This window comes from Acinetobacter sp. LMB-5 (genome assembly GCF_001541635.1).
GTDB lineage: Bacteria > Pseudomonadota > Gammaproteobacteria > Pseudomonadales > Moraxellaceae > Acinetobacter > Acinetobacter pittii.
The window spans coordinates 24,487-50,898 of sequence record NZ_LRDR01000003.1 but is presented as its reverse complement, the minus strand read 5'-3'; the positions used below and the strand labels follow the sequence as shown (position 1 = coordinate 50,898).

Sequence of the window (26,412 nt, the reverse complement as noted above, 5' to 3'; positions counted from 1 at the left end):
ATGATAAAAAATCAAGGTTTTACATTAATTGAACTCATGCTTTCTTTAGCCCTGGGGCTTATAATTAGTGCAGCGGCCATACTATTATTTTTAACAAGCCAAAAAAGTTTATCTATGCAACTAGGTGTTTCTGATGTACAGGATAATGCTAATTTTGGTCTTAATTATTTAACGCAAGATATTCGTCTTGCCAACTTAAATAATCCCAAAGCAGTTATTAATGACCAAACTGCTTATGGTGGTATTGTCTTAACCTCCGCAATTAATTCAGCTAAAGATGCGGCTAATGAACCACTTAGCAATCTTTATAAAACTATTGTTGGTGTAACTGCTAATACTAATTTACTTTCAAGAAGTAACGGGGATAGTGTCGGTAGTGGTAACGCTTGGACTGGAGCATCAAATACCCAAAGTAATGGAAGTGATATCACTAGTGACCAACTCGTTATTCAATATATACCGCAATATATAGTTGATACCAAAGGTACAACAACTCAAAATGATGATGAATATAAAGGTGGTATAGATTGTGAAGGAAATAATCTGAATTTTCCTCTTGCTAGTGGTCGTCAAGTTGTTGTTCAGCGTTATTTTTTACGTAAAGACGCCAAAAATAATATTGATGAGCCTAATCAACCCTTGGCACTTGCTTGTGATGCTGGTTATTACTCATTAACCGGTAATCCAACTGCTATAACTCGTTATGGGGATGCAGGTGAAATCGTAATGAAACGTGTGGATTATCTTCGGGTTTTACTTAATGTTCAAGGGGGAACTGGACGACGTTATATTTCAATACATGATTATTTGAATTTGACAGCTCCCCGTCCACGTATTGTTTCTGTACAAATTGGATTATTAACCCGCTCATTGCAACCTGTAAGTGCAGAAGTAGCAATTAAAGATGACCAGCAATTTTCAGTATTAGATCAAACTATCACAGTAAAAAAGCCTGAGAATTCGACCAAGAAATATGTACGTCAAGTGATATCACAAACTATTGCCTTGCGTAATGTAATTGGGGAGCGTGGTGAATGAAACTGAAGCAGAGTGGCTCGGCATTAATTATGGTACTAATTTTTTTAGTCGCAATTATGATTATTGGCACAATAGCAATTCGTAAAGGTTTGATTAATCTAAATATAGCGACAAATAGTCAAGTACAACAATTGATATTGCAAAATTCGGATGCTTCTTTTTTTCAGATAGAGAATCCAACTAACCTAATTCAGAGCTTAAGTGCGACAGGTCTTTTTGGTTATATCAGCAATGAAAATGACAAAAATAAAGAATTAGTCTTTTGTTATCGTGGAGATCAACGCGACTTTTTTAATATTGGGCGTGCCAGTTTAATGCAGTGGGTAGATGGAAATAGTACACCTACTAATAATGCTTTAGGTACAGATGGATATTGTGATGCAGTCGATACAACCAAGAACTGGTTTACAAGTGGTCGTAAAGCAGTCATGACTCAGGTTGCTATTAAATTTTCGACTATTGGAGAGGATGATCCATTTTATGCTCAAACTCGTGGCCTTGATGAAAAAGAAGGACAAGTTCAGGAAGCCAAACGAGTCAAGATCTTTGCTGTGTCATTAATGCCAAGTTTAAGTAGTGTTAATCAGGTTGATATTAACAAGTGTTTACAACAACACATGAGTGAAGTGACACTCCCAGATGGAACGGCAGCACCAGATGTTACTAATAAATCCGACTTAGATAATCCTCTAAAGTCAGTAGCAGAGTGCTTAACCAGCTTAAATGTTCCATTCACTACGAACGTCACTGAATACACTATTGCACAAGATTTTAATTAATTGGGGAAATAATAATGGATAAGAAAGGCTTAAAACTTTTATATCATTCAAAGCTTCTAACAAGTGCAGTAGCCGCTTTATGCACTGGATTAGTAGCGAGTAGCGTAAGTCAGGCTAGCGATATTAAAATTTATCAGGCAGCGACAGCTGGTAATATTACCCTGACACTTATGATTGATACGTCAGGGAGTATGACTGACTCCAATAGTTATGATGGTACAAGTTATACTCGTTTACAACGAGTTCAAAATGCTATGGTGGACTTATTACAAGGAAGCAATACAGTCACTAAATTATCAGATGATAAAGTAATCGGTCTATCTAGTTTTTATAATAGCTCAGCTGGTTATATTATTTTACCAGCTCAACCTTTAAATACACCCAATGTTATTTATAAGGGTATTTCCTATGCTACTCAACGTGACGCTTTATTAAAGGCTGTAGCAGATTTTAAAGGAACGGGTAGTACTCCTACAGCTAATGCTTATGCTGAGGTTGCTGCTTACATGATGGGAAAAATAACTGGAACGGTTAAATGGTATGGCTGTGGTAGTAGTGGTTCTACCAACCAATATGATTGTCAATCTCTTTTAACAACAACACCTAGTATATCTAACTATTCCACGTCTTCCCCGTCTAATGGGACGGTTTATTATTATATGCAAACAGGAAGTGGCCGTTCTAAAGTAACAACCTATTATTATAAATCGGTTAGTTCAACTGGTAGTGGTTTTGCTTATTCAGCAGATAATACTAAAATTATTGATAAAACTTTATATGAGATGCCCGGGCCTATTCGAGCACAGGTAAATAATACTGGTACTAATACAAATAAATCTTGTAGTGCGCAAGGTATTTATATGTTGACAGATGGTGAACCCAATGGTTCTAGTGTGACAACTGCAAAAGAATTAATGAAAACAGCTTTGACTAGTGGTTATAGTAGTGCTTTAACTTGTTCAGGCACACTATTTAATGCTGCGAATGCTAGTTATTCATCACAGAGTGCTTGGGAATGTATTAGTGATTTTTCACAGCTACTATTAAATAATACTACAGCAGGAAATGTTTCAAATACGCCAATGAATCCACTGGGATTAAAGATTAGAACTGCTGTAGTGGGTTTTGGTAATGATTATAATAATATGACTTCATATGATGGAACAGATCTTTCTGTAGAAGCTAATCGCTTATTGAACTTAAATAAGATGCTTTTTGGCACTAACACAGCGAATTATAAAACTAGAATAAGTGATATTACATCTGCCTTATTCAATAGCGATGTTAAGAAAGCTGCTGCGTGGGGAATTTATGGACAGGGAGGATGGTACTCTGGTTCTAGCTCGCAAGATGTCGTTAACAGTGTAAATAACTTTATTAAAATCTTATCTAGTGATATCCCTGCAGTAACAACAGGTTCACCTACAATTCCTAAAGATAGTTTAAATCCGGCAGTATTGCAAAAAGAAGCATATTTCCCCCAATTTCAGCCTACACCAGATAAGAAATTTCAACTTTGGGCAGGTAACCTGAAAAAGTATAATGTTGTTAATGGTGTGTTAAAAGATAGGGATGGAACCAATATTATTGAAAGTACAGGTACTATTAGAGCTAATTATGATCTTTGGTCAGAGGCTGTCACTAGTACTAATATTAATGCTGATGATAGTACTAGTGGAAGTGAAAAATTTGCCTTAAAAGGCGGAGCTTGGTCAAAGCTCTTATTAAAAATGAATAGCGATAATTCAGATTCGCAACGTAAATTAGTAACTAATCGTGTTTATAACAGTTCAACAAAGACATTTGATAATAGTAGTGGTGATTTAAAGAAAATCTCTCGAGCTAGTTTACTCGCTGGAGATTATCAAACTGATAGTTATAGGGGCTATTTAATGGCGTTGTTGGGGTATCCAGTTACTAAGGTAGATGCTGAGAATCCCGCTAATATTACCTTGACTTCATTAAGTGCGATGACTACAGAGCTTCGCCAGATTGGTGCTGTGATGCATTCTTCACCATTACTACTTACAAATAGCGGTAAAATTACTTACCTTAACGGTAAAATTGATACTACGGATAGGGAAGATTATGTGCTCTTTGGCACAACACAAGGTTTATTACATGTAGTAAAAGCTGGAAAAAATGATTTAGATAGTGACGGTGGAAAAGAGGTTTTTACCTTCGTGCCAAATGAAATGATTGAAAATCAACCTGCTGCATTTCTCAAAAATGATGTTACCGATGGTGGGATTGACAGCCTTTATTATGGTATCGATGCGCCGTGGACTAGTTATACTGAATATGTATTAGATAGTAGTCGAGAAGGGTTAACTGTTGGAGCAGGTTATCAGTCTGAGACAGGTAAACAGATGGTTTATGGGGGGGTGCGAATGGGGGGGCGTAGTTATTATGCACTCAATTTGCAAGATATGAGTAATCCAAAACTTATGTTTCAAATTTCTCCTAAAGATCAGAAAGTTTATTCGAATGGCACAACTATTAGCTATCCAGAATTACAATATATGGGGCAAAGTTGGTCAAAACCTGCTATCGCATGGGTAAATTGGAAAGAAAAGAATAGTCAAGGAATATTACAAACGAAACGGAAGCGCGTAATGTTCGTAGGTGGTGGTTATGATGAAGGTTATGAAAGTGAGACATATAACCCCTCTATTAGCAAAGGCGCAGGCATATATATGTTTGATGCGGATAATGGTAAATTATTATGGTGGGCAAGTGCCAATACTAATAGTGTAACTGCATCATCAGGTGTGGAAAAAATGTATTCTCCTAACTTGCAATATAGTGTTGTAAGTGAAATCCGGACAGAAGACAGAAATGGTGATGGTTTAGTAGATCATCTTTATTTTGGCGATTTAGGTGGACAACTATTCCGTATCGATTTAGATAATGCTGCTGCAACAAATTCAAGCTTTGCCAAGCTGCCAAAATTATTATTGAATTTACATAATGGTGGGACTGGTCCTCGTTTTTATGAAATGCCAGCTTTTTCTATTTACGATTATAATGGAGTAACATTTGCTGTTATTTCAATTGGTAGTGGAGATCGTAGCACTCCTTTGGCATCTAAAACTTCAGGCAACTATGATGCTGTATACAATATCTATGATCGGGATGTGGCAGCGAGAAATTTATATCAATCAAATTATGAATATCAAGATTCAACTGTAATTAGTACTAGTCAGCTTGGTGAAATTACTAATGATAATTGGAATACATATGATGCAGGCGCAATAGCTTTACTTTCCTCTAAACGTGGATGGTTTTATCGTTATAACGGTAGCCAAACAAAAGTATTTTTTACACCAATTGTTCTAAATCATCGTTTATTTGTTTCAACGTTTGATGGAAGTAAAGATGGTTTATCTGGTGATTGTGGAGCAGGGGTAAAGGGAGAAAGCTTTTTAACGCAGTTCTGTATGCCTTTTGGACAATGTAGTCAATCTATTCTAACAGCTGAAAATAGTCATGTGGAATGTGCGCCAGGTGCAGATTGTTCACAAGGTTCTGGTATTCAGGGTACTACAGTAGTAGATGATGGCAAAGAGAATCAGAATAATAATGATGATGATCCTCCCCCTCCTGAAAATCTTAATAGTACTAACAATAAAAATTATTGTGTAAATATGGGTAATCGTGGTGTCACGACTATTGGCGGTATTATTGCCTCGAATAGTAGTAAAATGTGTTTAATACCACAGCGCTGGTATGTCCGTTAAGAAGGAATGGGTGATGAAAAGTAAATTCACATATTCTTTCGGCTTTACTCTTATTGAACTAATGGTTGTAGTAGTGATTGTTGCTATTTTTGCTGCAATTGCATTGCCCTCATATCAAGCATATGTTCTGCGTGCTGATGCTTCGCGTGCAGAACAAAAAATTCAACAAATCGCCATGCAACTCGCGCGTCAGAAATCTAGAAATTTTAATTATAGAGGTTTTTCTACTGGTGCTACCGCACCAGTAATTTTACCTGTTGGAGCGATTGGTAGCGCTATTAAATATCAAATAACGGTAAGAGATGGTGACGATACGACGAAAACTTTAATGGATACTTCGGTTTTAGGGCAAAATTGGGTTATTCGGGCAGAGGCTTCCGATCCTTATAATTTTACTTTTTTATTTAATAGTAGCGGGTTACGTTGTAAGAATAAAGCTGCTGATAATGTTACTTATACAACTTGTGGTACGGGAGGGGAGTCATGGTAATTAAAACAAAAGGCTTTACCTTAATTGAGTTAATGATTGCTATAGCAATTATTGCGATTTTAGCAGCGATAGCTTATCCCTCTTATCAAGAGCATATTCGTCGTACTAAACGTATGGAAATGCAAGCTACTTTGCAACAGATCGCTATGCAGATCCAACGCTACAAAATCGCAAATTTTAAAGTAATGGGTGCAACAAGTTCTGATTTCAATATAGCAGAATCTTATCCAGTACAGGGCAATCCTCTGTATACAGTCGATTTGGCACCTGTTACCTCTGGTGCTTTAACTGCTGAAACATGGGTGTTAACTGCGACTCCAATTGTAAAGACTTCACAGTCGGGTGATGGAGATATCGTTTTAAATTATCGTGGTGAGCGTTGCTGGACAAAAGGGACTGATATTAATAGTGGTACCGCTTGTGTTCCTTCCGGAACATCAAATTGGGATGGTCGCTAATTTAAATTTAAAACTGCGGATAACTCAAAAAATAATCTTTCTTTCAGGGCGAAAATCACGTAGAATGTCGCCCTCTATGAAAGGGGTTTGAAGTGTTGCCGATGGTCGGCGCAGGGATAATCCGTAAGAATTATAAGGCTTTTATCATGGTTGTTATTCGTTTAGCACGTGGCGGCGCAAAAAAACGTCCATTCTATCAAATCGTTGTGACTGACAGCCGCAATGCACGTGATGGTCGTTTCATCGAGCGTATCGGTTTCTTTAACCCGACTGCACAAGGTCAAGCAGAAAAACTTCGTTTAGATGCAGACCGTTTTGCTCACTGGGTTTCTCAAGGTGCTCAACCTTCTGAACGTGTTGCTTCTTTAGCTGCTCAAGCTAAAAAAGCTACTGCATAATTTTTGTAGTAGGTAGCCCATGACATCAACACAGAATGTTCCCGAAGATCGTATTCAGATTGGACAGTTACGTTCAGCTTATGGATTGAATGGGTGGCTCTGGGTGTATTCAAATACAGAACCTATGAGCAACATGTTTGACTACCTGCCTTGGTACATTGAGACCAAGGCCGGTTGGCAAACAATAGATGTAAAACGTTGGAAACCCCATGGCAAAGGCCTAGTTGTTGCGTTGAAAGGTGTGAGTGATCGCACTGGGGCGGAAAGCTTGGTTGGCGCTAATATCTGGATTGCTAAGTCTCAACTGCCAAAAGCAGATGTAGATGAATACTACTGGTCAGATTTAAAGGGCTTAACTGTATTAGGTCTTGATGAAGAAGAACAGGAAGTAAACTTAGGGAAAATTCATGAGTTGTTTGAAACTGGAGCTAATGATGTGATGGTGGTGCATGCTACCCCAGACAGCATTGATTCAGAAGAGCGCATGATTCCTTGGCATAAAGATGTAGTACAACGTGTTGATCTTGAAGCTGGTCGTATTTATGTCAATTGGGGCGTAGATTATTAATCCTTTTAGGATTAATACAGCAGGAAAATAGAGGAGTCTGTGATGTTTTTTGCAGTCATTACGCTTTTTCCTGAAATGTTTGAAGCGATTACAGCCTACGGCATCAGCGGACGCGCGGCAAAACGAGATATTGTACAAGTCACTTGTATTAATCCTCGTGATTTTGCTGAGGGAAACTACAGAAGAGTGGATGAACGTCCATTTGGTGGCGGCCCAGGTATGGTGATGATGGCTGAGCCTTTGGCGAAAGCAATTGCACATGCCAAACAGCTTGCCTCACAAGCAGGATGTGTTCATGTTCCTGTGGTGTATATGTCCCCACAAGGCAAAACCTTAAATGAACAGGCAGTACAGCAGTTTGTTGATTATGACGGCTTAATTGTACTGTGTGGACGTTATGAAGGAGTCGATGAACGTTTGATCCAGCATTATGTTGATCAAGAATGGTCAATTGGTGATTATGTTTTATCTGGTGGTGAACTGCCCGCTATGGTGTTACTTGACAGTATTATTCGCCGTTTGCCGAATGTAATGTCAGATGAACAATCAGCAGTACAAGATTCTTTTGTTGACGGTCTTTTAGATTGTCCACAATATACAAAGCCTGACCATTTTGAAGGGCTGGATGTGCCAGAGGTATTAAAATCTGGACATCATGGCAATATTGAAAAATGGCGTTTTTTGCAGCGATATCAAAGAACTCTAGAGCGCCGACCAGAGTTGGTCGAAAAGGTTGAGTTGACTAAGCAGCAAAAAAAATGGCTAAAAGATACGCAAGTGAATAACGGTAACTCTTAATCGTTATTCTCAAGAACGAAAGTTCTGCAACAAGACGAGAAGCAATGCTTCGAGTTAAAGCATAATTCTATTTAATGAATAGTTTTATGTAAATTTAAAGGCTCTTTATAGACATATTGTCGTAAAGGGAAAGATAAACGGGTTGATATGCGCTTTAGCCTCTATCCCCAGCGGAAATTCAGACCTCTTCTGACTCCGCACATATTGGAGATTCCCACAATGAGTGGTAAACATCCTTTAGTTCAAGCTGTTGAAAATGCACAGTTAAAATCTGATATCCCTGCTTTTGCTCCTGGTGATACTGTCATCGTTCAAGTAAAAGTAAAAGAGGGTGATCGTGAACGTCTTCAAGCATTTGAAGGTGTTGTAATCGCTAAGAAAAACCGTGGTTTGAACTCTGCGTTCACAGTACGTAAAATTTCTAGCGGTGTTGGTGTTGAGCGTGTATTCCAAACTCACTCACCAGTTGTTGCTAAAATCGAAGTGAAACGTCGTGGTGACGTTCGTCGTGCTAAACTTTACTACCTTCGTGACTTGTCTGGTAAAGCTGCACGTATTCGTGAAAAATTACCAGCTCGTAAAGCGTAAGCTTATAGCGAGTAAAAAAATGCGCCTTTTGGCGCATTTTTTTGTTTAAAAACTATAGTCCTTGAAGTTTCAAACGGTTTGCGTGTTGACGATAAACTGATACAGGATCGGAAGCGAAAATAGAACGTATACCAAGTACTTGGTTCACTTCATCTAAATGATTCCAGTTGTAATCATCACGAATTGTTTTACCAAATTTGGCACTGCATCGGGAAACAAGTCCATCATTATCACCAAATGGATCAACCACTAAACTACTGCCTGTCAGCGCAATATCAAATGGATCTAATGGGTTGGTCAGCGCTTTATTCCCCGAGAAAGAATACATATAAATACCTTTCTCTTGGTATGTCCCTTCACCACAAGAAGTAGTTGGTACACCCATAGGGAATTGAGCATTAAATTGAGCTGAACCTTGAGTTGATAAGCTATGAGCACCTGCTAAAGAGTCATGCGGATAGCTTGTTGGGTCTAGGCCTCCTGCCCAAGTAATGGCTGCTGAAAACCAGTTTACTAACGTTGCCAGTCCAGACAGAGGAGTACCCTCAACGTTCAGGATCAGATCTGCCATTGGTGATCCCTTATGAGGCGCACCAATTGTAGTGAGTGAGGCAACTTTCTCTGGCATGATACCGGCCACATAACGAATTGTCGGGCCCCCATGGCTATGACCGATCAAGTTGACTTTAGGCTTACCAGTAATGGCAATAATTTCTTCTACTTGCTGGGCAAGTTGTTCACCACGCACTTCTGTTGAGTTAAAAGGTGACACTCTGGTGGCCCAGACATTTCCTCCATTACGAGCAAGATCCGGAAGGATTTGGTACCAGTAATCGAGACCAAGAGTATCTGTTCCAACTCGGTTAAAACCTGCCATACCGTGGTTAAAAACTAGTGGATATTTGGTTTGTGCATAAGATGAATAGACGAACGAGTTTTTAACTTGTTCAGCATTTGTGGCATGGGCCGCTGAAATACTCAGTCCTGAGAGCATTGCAGCGCAAAAAAACGTTAACTTCCTTTTCATTTTTTACTCACTATTTTTATTTTGTATGAAAAGCAGCTTCTTACTGCTAGTGCTTGTTTAGCCAATTCCTAAAAAGAAAGGCTTAATAATTAAATGGCAGTTCACCTCCCTGATCATGGACCGTTTCAAAAGTTCGAAGTCTTAATTGTTCTTGTGATGAGTTAAATTGTTGTTGGCGTAATTGTTGTATAGCTTGGTTTTTAGCACTATCGCTCATATTGCTTTTAATAATTTCATCTCGTCCACTCAAGTAACTTGTGACCCTTTGCTGCCAAGCACTACGCTGTGTATCTAAAGTTTCTAGCCTTTGAGTTGCTTCAGCTCCAACAAGTGCTGTACGTATTTGTCTAAGCTCTTCTGCTGAACCATGACGTGCTTTAATTTGTTTGGTCAGTGCATGTAAGTCGTCAAGTTTAGAGAGTTCTTGTAGGTTCTGTTGCCAGTCTTCTGGTAGCTGTTCAAAGCGTTCTTTAAGCCTTTGAGCCTTTTCAATTTCGCTTAAAGAAGAGTCCTCAAGTATTTGCATACGATCTAGCGTGTAGTTCTGATATATATCTTCATTTGAGAAGAGCCCTTCAATTTCAGCGGCCGAAAAGAAACGTTTCCTTAAATCTTGAATTGAATTAAATACCTTTTGAAAATAATTTTTATCTTGTTGTTTTGATGGAGGTGTTTGGATTTGAGCAAGCTGTTCACGGTATTTTAAGTAGCGGGTCCATAAATCCAGAATCTGTGAGCGAGCTGGCTCTAAATATTTCCCCTGAATAAATTGTCCAAAGTGATTTTTAATTTGCTCTAAATCATTTTCTCCATATTGAGTAATAAAATATTCAAAGCAGTCACGAGTTTGACTGTTAACAACCAAATGTTGGGAACTATCAATTTTTAACTGACAGTTAACTTCAGTATCTTGCTGACTTTTACTATGGTAAGCATCTGCATTTAGCGATGAATGATTTGTAGGTAGAGCTGATGCTAAATTTTGAGCTGTCTTTTCACTGACTTGGGGTGATGTGTTTTTTGAATCAGGACTTAACCAATATACACATGCAATGAGGCTCAAAATAAAAAATCCGAGCACGCACCACAATACCTTCTTCTGCATCCCTTGCATAAAGATATCTTCCTTAAGTTTTAATTTGTTGTTTTTTTACTCGATCATTAATGTGCCATAAAATAAGTGAAAAGGCACCTAAATATTATGAAAATATCTTGCCGAATTTGCTAACATGTCGGCACTTTTTTCTAGCTTTGTGTTCCAGTAAAAATGACGACAAAAAATCAAAAAATTTCTCGTCGCCATATCAGTGGTGTATTTCTATTAAATAAACCATTAGGCTTAAGTTCAAATGCCGCTTTGCAAAAAGTGCGTTGGTTATATCGCGCCCAAAAAGCAGGCCATACTGGAGCGTTAGACCCCTTGGCGACAGGTTTGCTCCCGATTTGTTTGGGAGAGGCCACTAAATTCTCACATTATTTGCTGGACTCAACAAAGCGCTATCAGACCACTGTTCGATTGGGGCAGACCACAACAACAGGTGACGTGGAAGGGGATATTTTACAAGAACGTTCTGTCCCTGTTCTTAACCAAGAACTTATTGAACAAACTTTAGAAAAGTTTAGAGGCGATATTCAACAAGTTCCGCCCATGTATTCGGCTTTGAAAAAAGAAGGTAAGCCGTTATATGAGTTGGCGAGAAAAGGTATAGAGATTGAGCGAGAGGCGCGTCCAGTCACGATTTATGCTTTAGAGCTTATTGAGTTTACCGAAAATAGTATCACTCTGGATGTAACCTGCTCTAAAGGGACATACATCCGTGTATTAGGTGAAGATATTGGTGAAGCACTCGGTTGTGGTGGGCATTTAACGATGCTGAACCGGACTCAAACAGGACATTTTGAGCTTATACCGAGCTATACCATTGAATATCTGGAAAGTTTAACAGAAGAGCAAAGAGAAGCTTTGCTACTTCCAGTTTATGCACCAGTTGACCATTTCTTAAAAATTCAAGTTCCGGAAGGGCGTGAAAAATATTTTTGCAACGGTTTAGAAAGCAATATTGAGCATTCTGCAGAAGCAGAAGTTTTGGTGTTTTCGGGTGAGCGCTGTTTAGGCTTAGCTGAGATTACCGATAAAAAACGGTTGGTACCTAAGCGTATCTTAAATTTGTAGTAGATGTAGAGTATAGAGCATGGGCATGGAATGGGACGTTATCCTTAGTTTGATCTTTTTTGCGTTTACTGCGGGAGCAATTGATGCTGCTGTAGGCGGCGGTGGACTCATCCAGATTCCCGGGATCATGAGCACTTTTCCTAACATGTCGACTGCTACGGTGATTGGTACCAATAAAGTCTCATCCATTTTTGGTACTGCATCGGCGGCTTATACATTTGCTAAAAAAGTAAAATTGCAATGGAAGCTTTTAGCCGTTATTGCCATTTGTGCCTTGATTAGTTCTTTTGCTGGCGCGGCATGTTTATCACTTATTCCACAATCCGTATTGCGTCCTTTCGTTTTCGTAATGTTGATTGTGATTGCGATTTATACCCTAGTTAAAAAGAACTTCGGTCAAGTTCATACCGAGCAAAAAATTACCACGAAAATGTTAATTTTAGCTGGTATTGGTAGTTTGGCCATTGGTTTCTACGACGGTATTTTTGGGCCGGGTACTGGCAGTTTCTTTATTTTCTTCTTTATCCGTTTTTTACAAGTTGATTTCTTGCATGCTTCAGCTTTGTCAAAAATTGGTAATTTTATGACTAACTTAGCTGCGCTGAGTTTCCTCATCCCAACTGGTCACGCTATTTTACATATTGGTTTAATGATGGCGGCGGCTAACGTGCTAGGTTCTATTGTTGGGGTGCGTACTGCACTTAAATATGGCAGTGGTTTTGTGCGAATTATCTTTTTAATTTTGGTAAGTATTCTGATTTGCCGTTTGGGCTATCAAATGTTTGTTACGGGTTAAATAAGATTGAAAGTATGAGCTGTCTCAAAAATGCAGTTCATACTTTTGTGTATCATTTACAGTTAGAAATATAAAAATCATTACAGAAATTTACTAGAAAGAAAACTGTGTAAAAAATAGTCTCATTTTAAGCTACTTAAACATTATAAATTTCAACGTATGATAAACCTTGAAATAAAAAAGATTTTTTAGCTAAAAGATGAGGAAGAGAATGAATATTTTCGAAGCATTAAGAGAAAGCCATGAAAATCAACGTAACCTTTCTGAACAACTCATTCAGACACACGGTTTAACCGAAGAACGAAAAGAATTATTTGATGCATTAAAAAATGAACTTTATGCCCATTCAGTTGCCGAAGATCGTTACCTTTATATTCCTTTAATGTTTGATGATGTCGGTTTAGATATTACGAGACATGCTTTATCTGAACATCATGAAATGGATGAGTTGGTCGAACAACTTGAAAAAACCGATATGAGTAGCCCGAGCTGGTTAGCAACCGCCAAACAGTTGAGTGAAAAAGTCCATCATCATTTAAAAGAAGAAGAACATAAGTTTTTTCAACAAGCTGGAAAAATTCTTAAAGACAGCGAAAAGGAGACACTGGGTAATAAATATTTAAAGGAATATAAAAAGTATAAAAAGCAGCAGTAGAGTAAACCTATGCAGCCTTTTTAGTACTTCTTAAAGTAACACCAATAGAGGCCAGCATTACGCAAGCCAAAGCCACCCATTGCAGCATGCTGATTTCTTCGTGAAGCAATAAGAAACCCGTTAATGCTGCCAATGCTGGTGCTAAACTCGTTAGAGTCCCATAAGTTAATTTATTGAGTTGTTTGAGAGCCATTAAATCAAGTGCATATGGAATTGCAGTCGCTAACACCGCAATAAGTAAGGCTTTACCCCAGTACTGTGTCTCAAGTAATGCAGGAGCATTGTGCCAGATTCCAATTGGCAATAAGGCAAGTGCAGATACACCGATCCCAATCGTTAAGGCGTGCATCCCGATATTTTGAGTCACAACTTTATGACCGAAATAGATATAGAAGGCCCAGCAAAGTCCAGCACCTAGTGCACATGCTGCACCTACATACGAGAAATGGTGTTGAATAGGGTTTTGCCAAGGTACCATGAGTGCAATGCCTAACATGGCCAGTGCTACCCAAATGTAGTCGCTCTTTTGTTTAATAGAAAGAAGCGCAAGACCCAATGGACCAATAAACTCTAATCCAACAGCAATACCTTGGGGTAATTTTCCAAGTGAGGTATAAAATAGGATATTCATTAACCCTAAAGATGCGCAGTACATCAATAAATCACGCCATTTTAAATAGGGTAAGCGTGACCAGATTTTCCAAGAGCGAAACATAATTGCGACAATAACCGTTGCAAAACTCAGCCTTAAAACTGTAACGGTGAGAGGGTCTAATGTTGCAATGAGCTGCTTAGCAAATGAAGCGCTGATTTGATATGAGACCATCGACAAAATCATATACAGCACAGCAATAATTGGAAGATTTTGCATGGAAAATACTCTAGCGCTTCATCTGATGTCTAAAAATAATGGTGGACAATTATAACGAATACTATGTTTTAGCTGGCAAGTTTCATTAAATTAACTTGCTACTTTTTCACGTTCTTGGCGAGCTTTTTGGGTGGTTACGGTACAACCAACAGAGGCAGTGATAATGGTTGCAAGTGCTAGCCATTGATTCCATAAAAGATATTCACCCAAGAAGATAAAACCGGAAAGTGCAGCAACAGCTGGCTCTAGGCTCATCAGTGTTCCAAAGCTTAAAGGTGTCAAATTGCGTAGTGCCAACATTTCTAAAGAGAATGGGAGAGCACTGGCTAAAATTGCCAAGCCAATAAAATAAAAAAGATAGGGAAGTTCTATAACTTGTGCAATTGAGCCTGAAAAAAAGGTAATGGGTAATAAGATGCATGCACCTACACTCATTCCTAAACACACAGTGTGATTACCTGAAATACCAGAAGGTTTTTGACCAGCAATAATATAAAGCGCCCAACAAGACCCTGCACTAATTGCAAATAAGACGCCGATCCAATCTAAGCTATGAGCCTGATTGAAAGGGAAAAGTAAAATCAGCCCAATAATTGCGAAGCTCACCCAAACAAAATCATATTTTTGGCGTGCGTGGTATAACGCTACACTTAAAGGGCCAATAAATTCAAAAGCAACCGCAATTCCAATCGGTAAGCGTTCGATCGACAGATAAAATAAGGCGTTCATGCCTGCAAGCGCAAATCCATAAGCTAAGATTGCTTTCCAGCGGACCTGACTAAAATTAATTCGCCAAATTTGAAAAATAATGGCAAGAATAATTGCACCTAAACATAGGCGCATTGCAGAAACAGTCAGTACAGGAAAGTTCTGAAACAGAATTTTTGCTAGAGATGCACTGCTTTGTACGCTTAACATAGCAAGAATAAGAAAACCCAAAGCATGTAGCTGAGATTTCTGGTTTAAAGTGGACATTTTATTATTTGATCAATTGGTATACTTTTCACATGATAATGTAAATACCCATAAAAAAGCCACAGACAATGCTGTGGCTTTTGAATTTACAGTTCGTATTAGAACAATACGCGCACGCGAATTGTACCTTCAACTTCATGCAACATATCTAAAGCTTCTTGAGAAGCAGAAGCGTCAACATCCATGACGAGGTAACCGATGTCACCTTTAGTCATAAGTGACTGACCAGAAATGTTGATGCCTTGTTCAGCAAACAAGTTGTTGATTTTAGACAATACACCTGGCACGTTTTTGTGGATGTGCAATAAACGGTGTTGACCAGCTGTCAATGGTAATGCGATTTCCGGGAAGTTCACCGCAGAAAGTGTCATACCTTTGTCAGAGTAAGCAACAAATTTCTCTGCAACTTCTAAACCGATGTTTGCTTGTGCTTCCATGGTTGAACCACCAACGTGAGGAGTCAAAATCACGTTGTCTAGGCCGCGAAGTGGAGATTGGAATTCTTCACCATTTGCTTTAGGTTCTTTCGGGAACACGTCAACCGCTGCACCAGCAATATGACCAGACTTGATTGCATCAGCTAAATCTTCAATCACTACACATGTACCACGTGCAGCATTTAAGAAGATCGCGCCTTCTTTCATTTTCGCAAATTGTTCTTTAGTAAAGAAGTTACGTGTAGACGGAACATCTGGCACGTGCAACGTTACAACATCTGCAGTTGCTAAAAGTTCATCTAAAGAACCAACTTGGCGAGCATTACCCATTGGTAATTTGGTTACTGCATCATAATAAATAACATGCATACCCATGCTTTCAGCAAGAACTGAAAGTTGAGAACCGATGGAACCGTAACCCACAATACCTAAAGTTTTGCCACGAGTTTCAAAAGAACCGACAGCAGACTTGTCCCAACCACCACGATGACAAGCCGCCGATTTTTCAGGAACACGGCGAAGAAGAAGAATCGTTTCAGCAAGTACAAGCTCTGCAACCGAACGCGTATTTGAATACGGTGCGTTGAATACAGGAATACCACGTGCCATTGCTGCTTTAAGATCAACTTGGTTTGTTCCGATACAGAAACAACCTACTGCGATCAATTTATTTGCAGCTTCGAAAACTTCTTCAGTCAATTGGGTACGCGAACGAATACCAATAAAGTGAGCATCTTTAATTGCTTCTTTAAGCGCTTCGCCTTCAAGAGCAGTTTTACGATAGTCAATATTGGTGTAACCCGCAGCGTTTAAAGTATCGACTGCGTTTTGGTGAACGCCTTCTAACAAAAGGAAACGGATTTTATCTTTAGGTAGTGAAAGATGTTGGCTCATTACGGCTCCGCTACAAAGGCCAAATTTGGTGGCGGTATAATAACATACTGGGCGGTGCTATAGATATTTCGTTTATACCATCGCCTTATGGCAATTTTATCTATGTCTAATCACTTCTGTTTATGGCTTGTCGAGCATTTTAAAATATGCTTGGTAGGGGGATAAATGTGATTTTTCTCTGAAAGCCCCATAGAAAGCATTTATTTACGTTAAACATGTTTTGTAGTGACAGTATCTCTATTCTGAACTTTATCGCTTGCGCGGATACATGTAGAATATAGGAGTTCCTTGAACATTATGGCTTTGCTCAGGTGAGAACCTTGAGAATTATGAGGTCATAGTCCCACCACAGTTTACTTCTTGCTAGGTCTGCAAACGATGAATGCTCCAGTCGCTTTAACACCTGAGTTACTCACCCAATTAACAGCAATCGTCGGTGAAAACCGTATTAAAACTGATGCTGATAGTCTCGAAAACTGGGGTAAAGATCATACCAAGCATTTTAATCCGAACCCATCGGTCATCGTTTTTCCGTCAACGACTGAACAAGTTCAGGCAGTTGTAAAGCTTGCGAACCAGTTTAATGTTGCGATTACACCGTCAGGTGGTCGTACTGGTCTCTCTGCCGGTGCAGTAGCAACCAATGGTGAAATTGTCATTAGCATGGACAAAATGAACCAAATTCTTGAGTTCTTCCCGGCAGACCGTATGGTGCGTGTTCAAGCTGGTGTTGTGACTGAGCAATTGCAGAATTATGCAGAAGAACAAGGCATGTATTACCCAGTGGACTTTGCTTCAGCGGGTTCTAGCCAGATTGGCGGTAATATCGGTACCAATGCTGGTGGTATTAAAGTTATTAAATATGGCATGACACGTAACTGGGTGCTTGGCTTAACCGTAGTGACTGGTAAAGGCGATATTCTACGTTTAAACAAAGGCATGGTTAAAAATGCAACTGGTTATGCATTACAGCATTTGTTTATTGGCGGTGAAGGCACATTAGGTTTAGTGACTGAAGCAGAAATTAAACTTGAGCGTCAACCACAAAACTTACAAGTTTTAGTTTTAGGTGTCCCTGATTTTGATGCAGTGATGCCTGTATTACATGCGTTCCAAAAAGACATCGACTTAACTGCATTTGAGTTCTTTGGTGAACTTGCAATGCAAAAAGTTTTAGATCATGGCCATGTACAACGCCCATTCGAAACTGAATGCCCGTTCTATGTATTACTTGAGTTTGAAGCTCCATATGAGCCGATTCTCGATAAAGCAATGGAAATTTTCGAGCATTGTATGGAGCAGGGTTGGGTACTTGATGGCGTAATGAGCCAGAGCCTTGACCAAGTAGAAAGCTTATGGCGCTTACGCGAAGATATCTCTGAATCAATCGCGCCATTTATTCCATACAAAAACGATATTTCAGTATTAATTACTCACGTACCTGCATTTATTCGTGAAATTGATGCAATTGTTCAAGAAAACTACCCAGACTTTGAAATTTGCTGGTTCGGACATATCGGTGACGGTAACTTACACTTAAATATTTTGAAACCTGAAAACTTAACCAAAGATGAGTTCTTTGCGAAGTGTCAGGTGGTAAATAAATATGTGTTTGATACCGTTAAAAAATACGACGGTTCAATCTCTGCTGAGCATGGTGTCGGTATGACGAAAAAGCCATATTTGGAATATTCACGTTCGCCTGAAGAAATTGAATATATGAAAGCTTTGAAAAAAGTATTTGACCCGAATGGTTTGATGAACCCAGGTAAATTATTCGATCTTTAATTTAGATCTATTTTGTAGGACTACATAGTTTCTACAGAGTAACCGACAAAGCCATAGCATCATAAAGCTATGGTTTTTGTTTTTGGTGATAAAAATGCAACGTTTATTTTTAATTTCAGCGCTCTGTGCTGGGCTTTTCACTGGGTGTGCGACGACCAGTAAATTAATCCCTTTTGTGGGTTCTGAAACCCCGATGCAACAAGTACTTAAAGCTCAACCTGAGATCGTAAAAGAGCACAATAATACCTCAGTTCAGCAAGTATTTAACCGAGTAGAATCTCCAACAGTTTCCCGTATTACCGTGATTCAAACTGGTTTAATGGATGATTCTGTTTCCGCAATCCGAACAGAATATTCATTCAAATTGGTTGATGAAAAGTGGCAATTGCAAAATAAGCAAAAGAGCTACCAATGTGCGCGAGGAAAGGGTTCCAAAGGTTTCCAAACCCAGCTTTGCTCTTAAAAACAAAAAAGACGATAAATATATCGTCTTTTTTAATGACCTAAATTATACGCCGCTTTCTAAAATTTTAATTTTGACGTCAACTACATCATCTTTAACTGCTTCATGATGCGTTTGCATATGAGGCGTCGCTAAATGCGCTTCAAGATGAGCAACACTTTCCCATTTTTCTAGCATGACAATCATGTCAGGCTCTTGGGTTTGGAAGTTAGCATTTGATTTATGATCAACTAAAGGTTCATAACCATGACAACCATCTTCTGCTAAAACAGTTGGAATGATTTTTTGAAAGGCATCCAATACGTTCTGGCGATGCTGTCCACCCGATTTAGTACGAATTTCCGCAATAATGGTTAGCATGGATTTCTCCTTATTAGGCTGCTGCAAATACAGTATTTAAGTGTGCTTTATATTCTTCAACATAACTATCAACGTTAGGCATTTTAATTACGTCATTTACGATAAATGTCGGAAGGGTGCTCATGCCTAAGAACTGATTGGCTTTATGAAATGGTAAATAAACACCATCTACACCTACACCGTGGAAGAATTGATCTGCATCTTCAAATGCTTCCATTGGAGCATTCCAAGTCAATGACAGCATATATTTTTTGTCATGAATTAGACCACCTGAACCATATTTTTTTGAGGCATCAGAACGGCTACGCCCATCACTTGCATAAAGTGAACCATGACCAGTGGTAAAGACATCATCAATATACTTTTTGACTGTCCAAGGTGCGCCCATCCACCAGCCTGGCATTTGATAAATAACAACATCTGCCCATAAGTATTTTTCAACCTCACTTTCAGCATCATAGTTGCTGTCTGCACGGGTGACTTGAACTTCATGGCCGAGTTCCGTGAGGTGTGTGGTTGCTAGGGTGGTTAATGTGTCATTTAATTCACCGTTTGAGTGGGCAAATTGTTTAGCACCATTAATCATTAAAATCTTACTCATGGAGGTTGCTCTCATTAAATTCCTGTATTTGACGCATACTCTATGAGATTTACTGTTGTAGAAAAATGCATGAATAGGAAAAATATTGTTGATAAAAAATCAATAATTATTATTGGATTTCTATTTAAAATTAATCTATCTCATTAATATTAATAAATTTATACCTATTTACAAAGCTCAAAAGGAAAAAGGGGCCTATTATCTTTAGCATTAATTTTAAGTAAATAGAGGGGAAGAGTGATGAAAAAGAATGGTTTGTTGGTTATTTTCAGCTTAAGCATATTAACAGCTTGTGCTCCACCTCAAAATTCTTCTGCTCAACTTGCTGATAGTCCTATACAGGCTGTATTACTCGATCAACCAGATCTTTTAAATGATGCAAGCAATTTAGATATTTCACAGCAAATGAATGCTTCGGATGATCCTTCCAGTGCGCAAGTTACTATTTTGCAAACAGAACCTAGTCCAGATGCGGTGTCGAAAACACGTACTGAATATTTATTAAAACGAGATCAGCAAATCTGGAAAATTGTGAATAAAAAGCAAAGCTATCAATGTACAAAAGGAGAGGAAACTACAGACTTCCAAGTTAATCCTTGCCCATGATGCTTAATTTTTTATCGAATATGTGGATAACTTTGAGTTTGTGCACAAGCATAATTTGCATGCCTTTTTTTGCAAAAAACTGAAATTTAAGCTTCTTGAAATTGCATGATTGCTGATCAATTTAAAAAGTGCTATTGTTGCGCTCGGCAATTGTGCCAATTGGTAAAAAATTACCGAATCTCACGTCATATATTTTTTCTCGTTTTAGACACCTTGTGAATACGGTGTTTCACACTCTAAACATGCACTCTCACGGCATATAACAACTTAACTAAAGATTGATTGACCATACATGTCATCGTCATGACTACATCTTATTTTATAGATAGTCGTACAGACATATGGCCGCTATTTTGAAGTGTACAACTCATGAAAAATACTCAAACGACAACGTTGAACCGTACAACGTTGATGTTTCCTTTGGCCTTAGTGCTATTTGAATTTGCGGTTTATATTGGTAATGACCTGATTCAGCCCGCCATGTTGGCAATTACTGAGGACTTTGGTGTAAGTGCAACTTGGGCACCGTCTTCGATGTCATTTTATTTGTTAGGTGGCGCATCTGTCGCATGGTTACTTGGTCCTTTGTCGGACCGTCTAGGACGTAAAAAAGTACTATTAGCAGGAGTTTTATTCTTTGCTCTATGCTGTTTTTTAATTTTACTGACGACGCAAATCGAGCAATTTCTAGCTTTAAGATTCTTGCAGGGAATTGGCTTAACCGTAATTTCAGCAGTTGGATATGCGGCTATTCAAGAAAGCTTTGCTGAACGTGATGCGATTAAAGTCATGGCACTCATGGCAAATATCTCATTACTTGCACCCTTGTTAGGGCCTGTACTTGGCGCTTTCTTAATTGATTATGTGTCATGGCACTGGGGCTTTGTCGCCATCGCAGTATTGGCATTACTCAGTTGGATCGGGTTGAAAAAACAGATGCCAAGCCAGCAAGTCAGTGTAACCAAGCAACCTTTTAGTTATCTTTTTGATGATTTTAAAAAGGTGTTTGCCAACCGCCGTTTTTTAGGTTTAAGTCTCGCATTACCTTTAGTGGGTATGCCTTTAATGCTATGGATTGCTTTATCTCCAATCATTTTAGTAGATGAATTAAAGCTCACCAGTGTGCAATATGGCTTAGCTCAATTCCCTGTATTTTTGGGTTTAATCGTAGGCAACATTGTCTTAATCAAAATTATTGACCGTTTGCCTTTGGGTAAAACCGTCATGATGGGTTTGCCGATTATGTTAACCGGTACACTCATTTTAATATTAGGTGTGGTATGGCAAACCTATCTCATACCTTGTTTGCTTACAGGCATGACACTCATCTGTTTTGGTGAAGGAATTAGCTTTTCAGTCTTATATCGCTTTGCACTCATGTCATCTGAGGTATCAAAAGGAACTGTTGCAGCAGCAGTTTCAATGTTACTGATGATGAGCTTCTTTGCAATGATTGAACTTGTACGTTATCTCTATACACAATTTCATTTATGGGCTTTTGCATTGTCTGCATTTACCTTTATTGTTCTTTGGTTTAGCCAACCGCGGAGTGCTTTGAAGCAGGAAATGCAAGAAAGACTGCAACAAGGCAACAATTAAATAAAAAATACCGGAAGTCATATTCCGGTATTTTTTTATTCTACTTAATCTCTTGTTCTAAAAGTTTGTCTTTAAGTGTTAATAATTCTGGCAAGGTTTCTAGCAATAAACTGATTTGTTTTAACACGAGTGTGTAATTCTCTGAAAAGTGCTCATGAGTAGTTAGGCTTTGAATTTGCGCTAAAGTCTGCTCAAGGAAATTGAAATCAATATAAGCCGGATCAAATAAGCTCTGTTTAAGAATTTGCTGACAATCCAGTAAGAGTTGTAATACTTGTTGATCATCAATTTTTTGACGCTGACTTCCTAACGCTGCCACGTAACTTAGTTGGCTGTGGCTATAAACCAGATAACGAAAAGCATAATGGATGAGTTGAGGGTTCGGGTTCGGTTCAGCACTTAAGCTTGAAATCATGTTGGATAGCTCAATCTGAGCGTTATGCGCAGCACGACGAATTCGGCGGTACTCTATATCCTGATTTTTGCCATATTGATATTGCTCAACAATCACATTGAAATAATCTAAGGTTGCTTTGCTGCTTTTATTAATATTATTGGGGATGTTTCGAAAGTTCCAGTCGGGCCAAATAAAGTTTACGGCGAGCCATGCAATAAAGCAGCCTAATAAGGTATCTATCAGTCGAGGTAAAATAATGCTGTAGCCAGCGCCTTTTAAGTTGAAAATTAATAGCACCATAAGGGTAGCCATGAGCGTAGCCAAAGCATATTTCTTTTGACGTAAGTAAAAAAAGCAAACTCCACAAATAATTGTAATGATGAGCTGGCCTTCAATACTCGGTACAAAATATAAAATTGGTATTCCTAATAAAACACCGAGTAAGGTACCAATCGTTCTTAATTTAAGACGGCTTTTAGTCGCAAAATAAGTAATCTGACAGACAAACAAACTGGTCAGTAAAATCCAGTAACCATGCTGCGCAAAGGGTAACAGTGAAATTGCATAACCTGCGGCGAAAACCACAGCAATTCGTATGGCATGCCTAAACAGCGCTGACTGTGGCGTAAGTTGTTGCCGAAGTTTTAAGATAAGATCTGAAAATCCTTGAATATCATCATCAAGTAAATTTAAGTGTTCTTGTCTTGTTTGAGTGTTATTTTCAGGAACAGGTTGGGCATATTGCAGTTGTTCAAACTGTTCATGCATTCCTTTTAAATTATCAAAAATAAGTTTTAAATTTTTAACTTCAAAATTTTGTGGATGTTGTTGTATCCAATCTTTTAAAGAACTTTCCAAATGTCCCAATACTTTCTGACTTTCTTGCGAAGGCTGATATGGCTGGTTATATAAAATACATTGAGCTAAGTCCTGACAAGCTTGTGCTTGTAGGCGCAGATTTTTTTGGAAACGGAAAATAAGATCACTACGGCTAAAGTTCTGTTGAATATGTTCGTAATGTAAATAATTAGAGGTTGCTTGCTCGTGAATGTCTCGCGCAAAAAAATACAGGTTTAGCCAATAAATACTTTTATTACTCACCCGTGAAGCCTTTAGCCGAGTGAGTAGAGAACTGCGTATTTGGTTCAGACTTTGAGCCACTTGTGTATTTTGTAGGGATAATTCATATAAGAGCTGTTCTACATTCTCTTTATTGTCGGGATCAAACAAACGTGCTTTTGCCTGTAGTAAAACAGAAATTTCTTTAAAAATTTGTGAGAGTTTATCTTGTAAGGGGAGTGTAGGTTTAATAATAAAAAATAAAATAGAGGTGAAACCGTACCACAAAGCTCCATAGACAAAGTAGGTAGGCTGCTGATACCAATGAGCATATTCTCCTAAACCGAACATGCTATAGATGGAAAGCAAGATAGTACCAAACGAAATCGTGGCATAACGTTGCCCTAAAGCCCCTAATAAAATGAAAAAAGCGCTAGAAATTGAGAGATAGAGAATAAAGAAAATTTTGTAGGGAGCGAGAAATCCAAGAATGCTACTGACTGTAAAAAATAGCAGGCAGACATAGACTAAGTTGCGTAATCGAATGCTTAAACGGTCATCAAAGTCGGTTAACGCTGCTGCAATTGCCCCTAAAGTCACAGGAACAATCAGCTCGTTATGGTCTAGTGAAAGCAAACCTAAAGTTGTGCCTGTGAGTACAATCAAAATTTGCAGGCAATAAATTAAAATCGAGTTTGTCTTAAAACTATTAAATATTTGGGTCAAATAATTCACGGCTTTTGTTCTAAATTAGAGAATACGTGAGAAAGCAGTATGTAACTTTAAATTTTTATTACTTCAAAAATATTATTCTTTTTATCTACAAAAGTCAGTCATTTTTTAAGATTTTATTAGGCTTAAACCAAGTTATAGCGATCAATAAATTAACAAAATTGTGGATATCTTTTTAGATACCCACAATTTAATAAACAGATAAATTATTTAATCACACCACATGCGATTCGTGCTCCGCCACCGCCGAGAGGCAGAGGAGAGTCTGAATAATTATCTCCACCCGCATGAATCATGATCGCTCGGCCTTGAATATCTGCAAATTTCAATCGAGGTGCGATCACAGCCGTGGTTGCAACACCAGTATTATCGACGACTAAAGCAGGTAAATCGCCTAAATGGCCAGTCGTTGGCGTACCGTGATGAGGAGCTTGGTTAGGATTGTAGTGACTACCAGCAGCTAAAGCAGCACCAGGTTTTCCATCTTTCTCAGCAGGATCACAAGAGGCATTTTCGTGAATATGGAAACCACGAGTACCGCTAGGTAAGTCAGCTAAAGCAGGAGTAATAATTAAACCTTTGTCGCTATCTTGAAAGCTAATTGTACCTATTTTTTTACCAATACCATTTGCGGTAACTTCATTTACATCAACCACTTTTTTCGTATGCATTGTGGTTAATGAGTGAGCCGTGTCGGATATAGTTTTTGTGACTGAACTACAGCCGACTGCAAAAAAAGCTGTAAGCGCAAAGACTGCGCCAATTTTATTAAAAGTCTGCATGGTTGGATGTCCTTATAAATATATATGTCTGATTATTAGATTCAAACAAAGGAAGGCTTAGCCTACAAGTTAATTTAAATAGTCACTTTGTATCTTGAAACATTTTTAAATTAAATAAGTATGTCACTCTTTATGATTGGAAGATTCATTATCAGGATCATAAATCATGGTCGTTTTGGGCATAGGTTCAGGTTCAATAGTTTCATGTAACCATTCACGCCAAATCGCCAGTAAAATAGCTAAAATTACAGGTCCAATAAATAATCCCACCAAACCGAAACTCGCGATACCACCTAACACACCAAACATAATTAATAGGAATGGAATTTTAGTGGCACCGGAAATAACAAGCGGGCGAATCACATTATCTGAGCTACTAACAATCACCACACCCCATACAATTACACCAATTGCTTCCATAGTTTGTCCCTGAGAGAACAACCATAAGCCGACGCCTAAATAGGAGATTGGAGTACCAAATGGGATTAGAGCTAATAAGAAAGTAGCAATGGTGAGTACCATTGGGTTTGGTACACCCGCTACAAAATAACTTAATCCAGCTAAAACGGCTTGAGCAATTGCAGTTAAACCTACACCATAGACTACGGCACGAGTCGTTTCAGAAATCGTATCAAGATAGTGATGAACACGAAGGCCTATGACCATTTCTAAAGCTTTGCTCACCTGAGACAAAATCAGTTGCCCATCACGGTAGAAGAAAAAGAGGCTAAATACGGCAAAACCAAGTTTGACAATATTTTTACTAATTTCACCGAGCAGCACACGGCCATAACTTAAATGGCTTTGTACCCAAGCTGCGATATTTTGAATCGTACTATTAGGATCGTTATTTAACTCATTGAGTGTACGAGAAATCTCTTTTCCTACAAAAGGAAGGTCACGAATAAAATCTGGAACGCTTAAATGACCCGAAAAAACCTGACGTTGTAAATCAAAATATAAGTTACGTCCCTCATGCTGCAAAATAAAAACCGCGCATGTAAAGGGGATACCAACTACCAAAATGACCAGACTAATCATCAGGGTTGCATTTAAAGTATTACGTGATTCTCCAAAAAAACGCTGAATTCTTAAATAAATAGGCCAAGTCATATATGCAATGATGGCAGCCCAAAGTACAGGAACGATAAAATATTTCAGGATATTAAATCCTAAAAAAATCAAAATAAAAAACAGCCCAAACAATAAAACGCGCTGTAAATTAGGAGCGTATGGATGCACGAACAATATTTCTCTAATTTTCTACATAGAATAAAGTCATATTAACTGAAAAATAACCTGAGGCAAATTTTAAGGCCGTAATGTAAAGAACCTTATAC

General features: G+C 38.5%; 26 protein-coding genes. 16 read left to right on the top strand and 10 right to left on the bottom strand.

What is annotated here, in order from left to right:
• From AW165_RS03630 to rplS, 9 genes are all read left to right on the top strand, one after another.
• The gene (locus AW165_RS03630) at positions 1-1,038 is read left to right on the top strand and encodes a PilW family protein (protein WP_060464979.1); all 1,038 of its coding nucleotides are present in this window, start codon (positions 1-3) and stop codon (positions 1,036-1,038) included.
• The gene (locus tag AW165_RS03625) at positions 1,035-1,817 is read left to right on the top strand and encodes a pilus assembly PilX family protein (RefSeq protein ID WP_060464978.1); all 783 of its coding nucleotides are present in this window, start codon (positions 1,035-1,037) and stop codon (positions 1,815-1,817) included. The genes AW165_RS03630 and AW165_RS03625 overlap by 4 nt, the downstream gene beginning before the upstream one ends.
• A gap of 14 nt (positions 1,818-1,831) precedes the next feature.
• Positions 1,832-5,557, top strand: coding sequence for a PilC/PilY family type IV pilus protein (locus AW165_RS03620; protein WP_060464977.1), 3,726 nt, complete (start codon positions 1,832-1,834; stop codon positions 5,555-5,557).
• Between the two features lie 13 nt (positions 5,558-5,570).
• Entirely contained in the window at positions 5,571-6,047 is a 477-nt protein-coding gene (locus AW165_RS03615; RefSeq protein ID WP_060464976.1) for a type IV pilin protein, read from the top strand.
• Positions 6,041-6,505 carry a type IV pilin protein gene (locus AW165_RS03610; RefSeq protein ID WP_060464975.1) on the top strand — a complete coding sequence of 155 codons (465 nt, stop codon included), beginning with the start codon at positions 6,041-6,043 and terminating at the stop codon, positions 6,503-6,505. The genes AW165_RS03615 and AW165_RS03610 overlap by 7 nt, the downstream gene beginning before the upstream one ends.
• A 146-nt stretch (positions 6,506-6,651) precedes the next feature.
• Positions 6,652-6,903 carry a 30S ribosomal protein S16 gene (gene rpsP / locus AW165_RS03605; RefSeq protein WP_000260334.1) on the top strand — a complete coding sequence of 84 codons (252 nt, stop codon included), beginning with the start codon at positions 6,652-6,654 and terminating at the stop codon, positions 6,901-6,903.
• 19 nt (positions 6,904-6,922) lie between these two features.
• Complete coding sequence (rimM, locus tag AW165_RS03600; RefSeq protein WP_002116736.1) at positions 6,923-7,471, top strand: ribosome maturation factor RimM; 549 nt, start codon at positions 6,923-6,925, stop codon at positions 7,469-7,471.
• 42 nt (positions 7,472-7,513) lie between these two features.
• Positions 7,514-8,269 carry a tRNA (guanosine(37)-N1)-methyltransferase TrmD gene (trmD, locus tag AW165_RS03595; RefSeq protein ID WP_060464974.1) on the top strand — a complete coding sequence of 252 codons (756 nt, stop codon included), beginning with the start codon at positions 7,514-7,516 and terminating at the stop codon, positions 8,267-8,269.
• A 219-nt stretch (positions 8,270-8,488) separates the two neighbouring features.
• Positions 8,489-8,857 carry a 50S ribosomal protein L19 gene (gene rplS, locus AW165_RS03590; protein ID WP_002116654.1) on the top strand — a complete coding sequence of 123 codons (369 nt, stop codon included), beginning with the start codon at positions 8,489-8,491 and terminating at the stop codon, positions 8,855-8,857.
• A 52-nt stretch (positions 8,858-8,909) separates the two neighbouring features.
• On the opposite strand, the gene AW165_RS03585 is transcribed toward rplS, so the two are convergent.
• A complete protein-coding gene (locus tag AW165_RS03585) occupies positions 8,910-9,851 on the bottom strand; it encodes a lipase family alpha/beta hydrolase (protein ID WP_081410529.1) in 942 nt (313 codons plus the stop codon).
• Between the two features lie 115 nt (positions 9,852-9,966).
• Positions 9,967-10,998, bottom strand: coding sequence for a lipase secretion chaperone (locus tag AW165_RS03580; protein WP_060464972.1), 1,032 nt, complete (start codon positions 10,996-10,998; stop codon positions 9,967-9,969).
• A 153-nt stretch (positions 10,999-11,151) separates the two neighbouring features.
• Between AW165_RS03580 and truB the strand changes: the two genes are divergently transcribed.
• The 3 genes from truB to AW165_RS03565 all read left to right on the top strand — a co-directional run bounded on the left by truB (position 11,152) and on the right by AW165_RS03565 (position 13,508).
• Positions 11,152-12,057 carry a tRNA pseudouridine(55) synthase TruB gene (gene truB / locus AW165_RS03575; RefSeq protein WP_060464971.1) on the top strand — a complete coding sequence of 302 codons (906 nt, stop codon included), beginning with the start codon at positions 11,152-11,154 and terminating at the stop codon, positions 12,055-12,057.
• A gap of 19 nt (positions 12,058-12,076) precedes the next feature.
• Positions 12,077-12,853, top strand: a complete 777-nt coding sequence (locus AW165_RS03570) for a sulfite exporter TauE/SafE family protein (protein ID WP_000525218.1) — start codon at positions 12,077-12,079, stop codon at positions 12,851-12,853.
• Positions 12,854-13,064: 211 nt separating this feature from the next.
• Complete coding sequence (locus AW165_RS03565) at positions 13,065-13,508, top strand: hemerythrin domain-containing protein (RefSeq protein ID WP_001019905.1); 444 nt, start codon at positions 13,065-13,067, stop codon at positions 13,506-13,508.
• 7 nt (positions 13,509-13,515) lie between these two features.
• Here AW165_RS03565 and AW165_RS03560 read toward each other — a convergent pair whose 3' ends face one another.
• From AW165_RS03560 to serA, 3 genes are all read right to left on the bottom strand, one after another.
• A complete protein-coding gene (locus AW165_RS03560) occupies positions 13,516-14,379 on the bottom strand; it encodes an EamA family transporter (RefSeq protein ID WP_005067148.1) in 864 nt (287 codons plus the stop codon).
• A 90-nt stretch (positions 14,380-14,469) separates the two neighbouring features.
• Positions 14,470-15,354 carry an EamA family transporter gene (locus tag AW165_RS03555; protein WP_060464970.1) on the bottom strand — a complete coding sequence of 295 codons (885 nt, stop codon included), beginning with the start codon at positions 15,352-15,354 and terminating at the stop codon, positions 14,470-14,472.
• A gap of 98 nt (positions 15,355-15,452) precedes the next feature.
• Positions 15,453-16,685, bottom strand: a complete 1,233-nt coding sequence (gene serA / locus AW165_RS03550) for a phosphoglycerate dehydrogenase (RefSeq protein ID WP_002116919.1) — start codon at positions 16,683-16,685, stop codon at positions 15,453-15,455.
• A gap of 378 nt (positions 16,686-17,063) precedes the next feature.
• Between serA and AW165_RS03545 the strand changes: the two genes are divergently transcribed.
• Both AW165_RS03545 and AW165_RS03540 read left to right on the top strand, forming a co-directional pair.
• Entirely contained in the window at positions 17,064-18,473 is a 1,410-nt protein-coding gene (locus AW165_RS03545; protein WP_017403264.1) for an FAD-binding oxidoreductase, read from the top strand.
• A gap of 94 nt (positions 18,474-18,567) precedes the next feature.
• The gene (locus AW165_RS03540) at positions 18,568-18,936 is read left to right on the top strand and encodes a hypothetical protein (RefSeq protein ID WP_002116952.1); all 369 of its coding nucleotides are present in this window, start codon (positions 18,568-18,570) and stop codon (positions 18,934-18,936) included.
• Between the two features lie 45 nt (positions 18,937-18,981).
• Here AW165_RS03540 and AW165_RS03535 read toward each other — a convergent pair whose 3' ends face one another.
• Both AW165_RS03535 and AW165_RS03530 read right to left on the bottom strand, forming a co-directional pair.
• Complete coding sequence (locus tag AW165_RS03535; protein ID WP_060464969.1) at positions 18,982-19,296, bottom strand: putative quinol monooxygenase; 315 nt, start codon at positions 19,294-19,296, stop codon at positions 18,982-18,984.
• A 13-nt stretch (positions 19,297-19,309) separates the two neighbouring features.
• Positions 19,310-19,897 (bottom strand): NAD(P)H-dependent oxidoreductase, encoded by a 588-nt coding sequence (locus tag AW165_RS03530; protein WP_060464968.1) that lies wholly within the window; start codon positions 19,895-19,897, stop codon positions 19,310-19,312.
• Positions 19,898-20,134: 237 nt separating this feature from the next.
• Between AW165_RS03530 and AW165_RS03525 the strand changes: the two genes are divergently transcribed.
• The gene (locus tag AW165_RS03525; protein WP_081410528.1) at positions 20,135-20,503 is read left to right on the top strand and encodes a hypothetical protein; all 369 of its coding nucleotides are present in this window, start codon (positions 20,135-20,137) and stop codon (positions 20,501-20,503) included.
• A 369-nt stretch (positions 20,504-20,872) separates the two neighbouring features.
• Positions 20,873-22,102 carry an MFS transporter gene (locus AW165_RS03520; protein WP_060464966.1) on the top strand — a complete coding sequence of 410 codons (1,230 nt, stop codon included), beginning with the start codon at positions 20,873-20,875 and terminating at the stop codon, positions 22,100-22,102.
• A gap of 40 nt (positions 22,103-22,142) precedes the next feature.
• On the opposite strand, the gene yccS is transcribed toward AW165_RS03520, so the two are convergent.
• From yccS to AW165_RS03505, 3 genes are all read right to left on the bottom strand, one after another.
• Entirely contained in the window at positions 22,143-24,293 is a 2,151-nt protein-coding gene (gene yccS, locus AW165_RS03515) for a YccS family putative transporter (RefSeq protein ID WP_060464965.1), read from the bottom strand.
• A 203-nt stretch (positions 24,294-24,496) separates the two neighbouring features.
• Positions 24,497-25,072, bottom strand: a complete 576-nt coding sequence (gene sodC, locus AW165_RS03510) for a superoxide dismutase family protein (RefSeq protein ID WP_060464964.1) — start codon at positions 25,070-25,072, stop codon at positions 24,497-24,499.
• Between the two features lie 123 nt (positions 25,073-25,195).
• On the bottom strand, positions 25,196-26,314 hold the full coding sequence (locus AW165_RS03505; RefSeq protein WP_060464963.1) for an AI-2E family transporter: 1,119 nt from the start codon (positions 26,312-26,314) through the stop codon (positions 25,196-25,198).
• Between the last annotated feature and the right edge of the window lie 98 nt (positions 26,315-26,412).